This is a genomic window from Aminobacter sp. P4_H6_2 (assembly GCF_056400805.1).
The window spans coordinates 1-6,268 of record NZ_JBFUKO010000318.1; the positions used below are offsets into that span (position 1 = coordinate 1).

At 60.9% G+C, this 6,268-nt stretch carries 7 protein-coding genes and 1 pseudogene; 2 read left to right on the forward strand and 6 right to left on the reverse strand.

What is annotated here, in order from left to right; translation table 11 throughout:
* A pseudogene (locus AC1DUU_RS20310) lies at window positions 1-99 on the forward strand (FadR/GntR family transcriptional regulator); the annotation flags it as partial.
* Window positions 100-425: 326 nt separating this feature from the next.
* On the opposite strand, the gene AC1DUU_RS20315 reads toward AC1DUU_RS20310, so the two are convergent.
* The 4 genes from AC1DUU_RS20315 to AC1DUU_RS20330 all read right to left on the reverse strand — a co-directional run bounded on the left by AC1DUU_RS20315 (window position 426) and on the right by AC1DUU_RS20330 (window position 3,947).
* Window positions 426-1,082, reverse strand: coding sequence for a M24 family metallopeptidase (locus tag AC1DUU_RS20315; protein ID WP_476785202.1), 657 nt, complete (start codon window positions 1,080-1,082; stop codon window positions 426-428).
* Window positions 1,083-1,157: 75 nt separating this feature from the next.
* The gene (locus AC1DUU_RS20320; protein WP_476785203.1) at window positions 1,158-2,426 is read right to left on the reverse strand and encodes a Zn-dependent hydrolase; all 1,269 of its coding nucleotides are present in this window, start codon (window positions 2,424-2,426) and stop codon (window positions 1,158-1,160) included.
* Window positions 2,427-2,452: 26 nt separating this feature from the next.
* Window positions 2,453-3,100: a TenA family protein gene (locus tag AC1DUU_RS20325; protein ID WP_476785204.1), complete on the reverse strand. Its 648-nt coding sequence runs from the start codon at window positions 3,098-3,100 to the stop codon at window positions 2,453-2,455.
* Window positions 3,101-3,104: 4 nt separating this feature from the next.
* Window positions 3,105-3,947 carry a BtpA/SgcQ family protein gene (locus AC1DUU_RS20330; protein ID WP_476785208.1) on the reverse strand — a complete coding sequence of 281 codons (843 nt, stop codon included), beginning with the start codon at window positions 3,945-3,947 and terminating at the stop codon, window positions 3,105-3,107.
* A gap of 25 nt (window positions 3,948-3,972) precedes the next feature.
* On the opposite strand from AC1DUU_RS20330, the gene AC1DUU_RS20335 reads away from it, so the two are divergent.
* Complete coding sequence (locus AC1DUU_RS20335) at window positions 3,973-4,872, forward strand: ribokinase (protein WP_476785205.1); 900 nt, start codon at window positions 3,973-3,975, stop codon at window positions 4,870-4,872.
* A gap of 30 nt (window positions 4,873-4,902) precedes the next feature.
* Here AC1DUU_RS20335 and AC1DUU_RS20340 read toward each other — a convergent pair whose 3' ends face one another.
* Both AC1DUU_RS20340 and AC1DUU_RS20345 read right to left on the reverse strand, forming a co-directional pair.
* Window positions 4,903-5,670 carry a glutamine amidotransferase gene (locus AC1DUU_RS20340; protein ID WP_476785206.1) on the reverse strand — a complete coding sequence of 256 codons (768 nt, stop codon included), beginning with the start codon at window positions 5,668-5,670 and terminating at the stop codon, window positions 4,903-4,905.
* A 39-nt stretch (window positions 5,671-5,709) separates the two neighbouring features.
* The coding region (locus tag AC1DUU_RS20345) for a phosphotriesterase family protein (RefSeq protein ID WP_476785207.1) at window positions 5,710-6,268 on the reverse strand (559 nt) is incomplete at its 5' end.

The window sequence follows — 6,268 nt, forward strand, 5'->3', positions numbered from 1 at the left end:
GAGAAGTGCATTCGACTGCAAAATCCAAATGCGGCGCGGAATGCAGTTCGCAAGCTTTTGGCGAATACCGACGAAATTATCGACCGACGCTCAAGATAGAGGTCGCATCGCTGAGCTGGAATCCACTTTAGGCCTGCGGGCAGTCCTCTTTTCGGCTGTAGGGCAATCGACGCCGATATGTAGAAGTTGGGGCTTCGTTTCAGCCGGAATGATCGCATGCGGAACTGGCCCTGCGAGATGTAACCGTGAGGCGCAATCGTCTGCTTCCCGTCGGAGTTCGGTGCGGCGCACGTCAAATAGTCTCCTCGTCCCAACCATCGGACTTGGATGATAGCACGCGCCAGAAGCGGGGAGGCGTCTCCGGTGCGACCGTTTCCAAACCGCTGCCTGGKTCGAGCAGCTCCTTTAGCGGCCGGCCTACGAGGCTATGTGATGACGGTGCACTTCGTTGGCCCGAACCACACGACGTCCTCCTTCTTTACGCCATAGAGGTGGTTGCCGATGAAAGGTTCGATTGCCCAAGCCCCAGTCATCGGGGTTTCGTTCCACGCATCTATGTACCCTGCGTCGTAGGAAGAATCGACGCTTAGCGAATGACCGATGTTCGATAGGCGATCCAGCAGCAAGAAGGGGGTCTTCGCGAGCTCCGATTTGAAGACCGCAAAGAGGTCGCAGGCACGCATGGCTGGTTTGACTGAGTTCAGAACAGCTGCATGAATGGCCTCAATGGCCGCCAAGGCTATGCCCTGGGCGACGCTATCCCCTCGTTGAAATGTCCGCGTACAATCGCCCCACCATCCATCCTGTGTAATCGGGTGAACGTCGATTATGCCAAGGTCCAGATTCCATAGTGGACGGGTGGTCGGCCGGTCGGTCGGAAAGCAACTCAAGGTTCCGATCCCGAACCCGATAATGGTGGGTGTCCAGACGTCCATCCCGCCGAATTCGCGGACATATCGATCCGCGCGGTCGCGGACCTCTATCTCGGTCTCTCCTGGGACTGCGTCGGCGGCGATGGCCTYGGCAATTCGGATGGCCAATCTCTGGGCCTCGACCAAGCCGGCTGGTGGCGTATCATCCATTGTATCGTCCCTATAGCTCGTTGTTTCTTCACGGACAGCGCACGCCGTTGGCCACCCACGTTATCGCTCAACACATCAACGCACAGTTGGCGGGTCACTCAGTTCGTTCATCGCTTCCAGGGTCGACCGAAGCAGCATGCGTGCACCAATGACTGAATGTTCGGGTTCGACATACTCCGCCTCGTTGTGGCTGAGCCCGTCGCGGCAGGGCACGAAGATCATGGCCGAGGGAGCCACCCTGTTGATGAAGAGCGCATCGTGAAATGCCCCCGACAGCATGCGTTTTGCTGAAAGGCCGAGCGATCCCGCTGCTCGGTCAAGGCAACCAAGCAGCCTCTCGGGAAATGCGGCAGGCGCCATGTCGAAGAACTGGCGGATGCCCACCTCGCAGCGGGCGGCATTTGCCTCTGCGGTACAGATCTTGCGCACCAGGGCCTCTAGTTCGTCAATTGCCAGGGCTTCCGGATGCCTGAGATCGACTGAAAACGTGACCGAACCCGGTATGGCGTTCACTGATCCAGGCTGGACCGCGAAGCGCCCGACGGTGAAGCGAGCCCGTTCGTCTCCAGGCATGACGCCTTTGAACAGTGCGTCGAGGACCGCTGACGCCGCCACCATCGGGTCGCGACGAAACTCGAGCGCCGTGGTTCCTGCATGTGCCGCCTGGCCGGAGATAGTCACCTCCAGCCAGCGGGTGCCCTGAATGCCGTGGACGATACCGACAGGAATATTGTCGCGTTCGAGAGACGGCCCTTGCTCAATATGAAGTTCCAGATAGCCGCAGATCGGAAAGCCGAGCGACCGCATTTCCACCTTTGAAAGGGCGTCGAGCGTCGCTTTGAGTTCTTCCGTGAAGAGCGCTCCGTCGCTACCGCTAAGATCGGACCAGGCTTCCGGTATCGCACCCGCAGCGAAGGCCATCGAACCCATCGTGCCAGGTGCAAAGCGGCTTCCTTCCTCGTTTGTCCAGGCGACCACTTCGAGCGGAAGATCCGTCTCCGTGCCAGCGTCTTCCAGGCTTTCCATGACTTCGAAGGCCGTCAGTGTACCGAGCGCGCCATCGAAACGCCCCCCCGTCGGCTGGCTGTCGAGATGGCTGCCGATCACGAAAGGCGGCCGATCGGCGAGGCGACCTTCTCGGCGGATAAAGAGATTGGCCATCGGATCCTGAAACACCCGAAAGCCGCGTGCCAGCGCCAGTGCGGCAAGCATCCGGCGTGCCTGCCTGTCTTCCGGCGTGAGTGCCTGGCGGTTGACGCCGCCTGCGGCAGTTCCGCCGATCCGGGCGAAATCGTCAATCCGTCGCAGCAGGCGATCGCCGTTGATCTGAGCGTCAAAATTCATCGTCGGCTACCAGGTTCAGTGATGGATCAGCGATAGGGTGCGTCGTGGAAGGCGATTTCGAGCCGCTGGGCACGTCCGAAGATATCGCTCAGCCGTTTGCGCTCCACGGCATCGAGTTCGTCGCTGGCGTCATCGAGCTGTTGCTTGAGCCATTTCGCCTGTGCTGCGAAATCCTCATGGGCATGCATATCCACCCATTCCTTCAGCAGTGGGTCGCTGATCGCACGGCTTGCGGCCTCTCGCGACCAGGTCCAGTACATCCACTCGGCGGCAAACATCGCCGCAACTGTATCGAGGAAGTCCCCATCCCGGGCAATCTCCAGCATGCCGGTTCGGAATTCTTCTACCTCGGGAAGGTCGAGATCAAATGCGGCGGGGTCGATGCCTCGGTCGGCAAAGGTCTTTTCGAAGTAGGCGATTTGCTGGTTGGCAAGTGCGTCGAGAACGGCGATCAGCCAGCGTTTCTGCTCGATCGTCTGGGCTTTCGCCGCCGCATAGGCGAAAATTGAGATCGCTGTATCGACGAACGCCCCCTCATAGACGAGATAGCGTTCGAAAGCCTGCTTGGTCAGTCGGTCTTGCTTGATGTCTTCGACGAAGCGATGGCGGACCATCGCTTCGAAGACGTCGGCGTTTTCCCGCAGGATCTGCTCGGAAAGGGTCTCTTCCGACACTCGTTCAAGCCTCCAGTGCGGGGGCGGCGGCGGCGCGGAACGCCTTTACCCGCTCGATATCGACGGGGTTCCACCATACGCCGTCGAACTTCAGCGACGAAGCGACGATGACGCCGTTGGTGCGCTTCAGGATCTCGACGATGTTGTCCTTGGTCACGCCCGAGCCAACGAGCAGCGGCAGGTGCGTTGCCGAGCCGATCTCCTCGATCTCCTCGATCGTTGCCGTATTGCCGGTGCGCTGGCCGGTGGCGATAACACCGTCGGCGTCGAAGAAGGCGAGGTCGCGGGTCAGTTCCTGGATAGACCGGTCGGCGACGATCGCGTGAGAGCCGTGCTTCACGTGGCTGTCGGCGAAGACCTTGATATGTTCGGCGCGCAACAATGAGCGGTAGCGCATCGCTTCAGCGGCGCGGCCTTCCATGAAGCCCTCGTTGGCGACATAGGCGTTTGCCCATTGGTTGACGCGGATAAACTTTGCGCCGCCTGCCATGGCAATCGCGAAGGCGGTGATCGGGGCGTTGGCAAGCACATTGACGCCGAGTGGTACGCCGATCGCACGCGCGATCCTGTCGGTCACCACCGACATGAAGGCAGCCGTCTCCTGGCCGATATCTTCGGGCTTGGAGAAGGGGACGTCACCGTGGTTTTCGATCATCAGCCCGTGCATGCCGCCTTCGATGAGCGCTTCGGCGTCGCGCATGCAGGCATCGTAGATCGTCGACATGTCCGCGCCGCGATAGCGCGGTGCGCCGGGGAAGGCCGGGCAATGGATCATGCCTATCAGAACCTTGTCAGTTCCGAATATTTCCCTTACGGCGCTTGATGACATGTTGGAGATTTCCTGCATTTCTTTCCCTTTCGAAAGTCTGTTCATGCACGCTTACGTAATCGGTAATGYCGCTGTCGACGAAACCATCCGGATCTCGGAGATGCCGGCGGCCGGCGCATCCATTCATGGCAGCCAGCAGTCCCGTGACCTTGGCGGCAAAGGCGCCAACCAGGCTGTCGTCATGGCCCGCACGAGTCTGCCGACGAGCCTTGTGGCAGCCTTCGGCGACGGCTTCCGCGCGGAGCTGATCCGCGAGCACCTGGCAAAAGAGCCAGTGATCAGCAGGCTGTTTCCGCTGACGGGCAAATCGACCGATTTCTCGATCGTCTTGACCACACCGGACGGCGAAAACGTGAACATCACAACGACCGATTCCGCCCAGAATTTCACTCCTGCCGATGCCATCGCCTCGCTTGCCGGTGCCGCTCCCAAAGACCTTGCAGTCCTGCAAGGAAACCTTTCGGATGAAACGACACGCGGCGTGCTGGAGGCTGCTCGCGCCCTTGGCATGGTCACCGCCTTTAATCCCTCTCCCCTTCGCCCCTTCTTCGGCAGCCTGTGGCCCCTGGTCGACATCGCCTTCCTCAACGAGGGAGAGGCGTTGGCGTTGACCGGTACCGGCGGTGAAGATGCCGCACGCAAACTGCTTGCCGCCGGCGTTCGTGAAGTCGTCCTGACCTTCGGCGGCGACGGCGCAATGCTCGCGACGGGCGAAGGGCTAGTCCGCGTTCCGGCAGTGCCTTGCGACGTCGTTGATACGACCGGCGCGGGTGACACCTTCATGGCGGTTGCCCTTGCTTCGGCGGCGCTCCGTGGAACCCGTCTCGACCGCACGGCCATCGAGCATGCGACCCGTGCTGCTGCAATCACTGTCGGCCGGCCCGGAACCCTGTCGGCATTTCCGTCGGCCGAACAGCTGGCCTCGATCTTGGCCGCGCGCTGAGTTTTCACCCAGCGCGGGCCTTGATCAAGCTCAGCGGGCGTTTTCCGTCATCCAGCCGAGAATGTTCTTCCACAGGCGGCCATAGCCTTCCCACTCGCAGAATGCCGGCGAAAGCCAATGCGGGCCGATGTCGGAAGTCCAGGCAGCGGTGCGGCCCTTACCGTGGCTGCCGAGCACCAGCAGCGGATGACCACCTTGGTCCTGCGGCAAGCGGGCGATGACCTCGGCGCCGTCACGAACCTCCACTTCGTTGACACCAAGCAGAAGAGGCCACTTGCCGCCAAGGCCCGCCATGACAGGGTGATCCGGCTGGACAATATCGGCGACCGCGCCTTCCGGCATTTCCACCCGGTCGTCATAGGGGAGACAGGTGACCGGCAGGGTGTCTTCCACAGGCGTACGGCGCCAGCGGGCCTTACCGTCGATGCCCTGGAACGAGAAGTATCCGCCGACCATCAGTAGCGCGCCGCCCTTTTCGACCCAGGCCTTGATGAGCTTCAGGCGGTTCGGAACTGTGCGCGAGTGCAACCACACTTCCGGGGGCAGCAGCAGCGAGTTTGCGCCGATGTCAGAGAGGATGATGGCATCGTATTCGTCGAGCCCGGCCATGTCGTAGGGGAATTTGTCCACGGCGTCGTGCGCGGTCATGTAGGTCAGTTCGAATTCRCTGCCCTTGAGCACCTTGACGAGCGGTTCGGCTCCCAGATGGAACGTCACGCTGCCGAACTGGTCGAAGCCTTTGTAGTGGGTTGCCGAGCTGATCCAGCTTTCGCCGACGAGAAGTACTTTTTTTGTCATGGTGTATCCGTTTTAGTTGAACGCGGGGAGGGCCGGAAATCAGGCCCCGGCTTGGAATGCGGAGCGGGGATTTCCCCGCATCATTTGGTCGAGTGCAGCATCAGCCAGTCCATGGCGCTTCAGGCGCGGCAGGAAATGGCGCAGCACATAGGCATAGCCATTGCCGCCATAGTGGCTGAGCATCATCTTCAGGAACACATCATGCGATAGCAGGATCCGGTCGAGATGACCGGCTTCCACCAGTCGGACGATGGCTCGGGCCGCCTCTTCGTCGCTGGGGCACTGGACCTGCTGATCGGCGTAGAAGAAATCCATGCCGATCATGTCGTATTCGATGAAAGCGCCGCGAGCGGCGAGTTCGCTTTGATAGGAGAAATCGTTGTGAGACGGGTTCATGTGGCAGAGCACGGTGTGGCGTAGTTCCGCGCCTTCCTCGGCAACGATGTCGAGCACCTTGTGGCCGAGCCGGAACCAGCCCGGCAGGTGCACCATCAGCGGCAGGCCGGTTCGGACTTGAGCGCGCGCGGCTCCTCGCAGCGATTTCTCTTCCTCGGAGGTGAAATCGGCTGAAACGCCGATCTCGCCGATGAGGCCGATC

Coding starts and splice junctions, on each gene's coding strand:
- AC1DUU_RS20320 (WP_476785203.1), bottom strand. CDS start 2,426: ATGAATTTTGACGCTCAGATCAACGGCGATCGCCTGCTGCGACGGATT.
- AC1DUU_RS20330 (WP_476785208.1), bottom strand. CDS start 3,947: ATGCAGGAAATCTCCAACATGTCATCAAGCGCCGTAAGGGAAATATTC.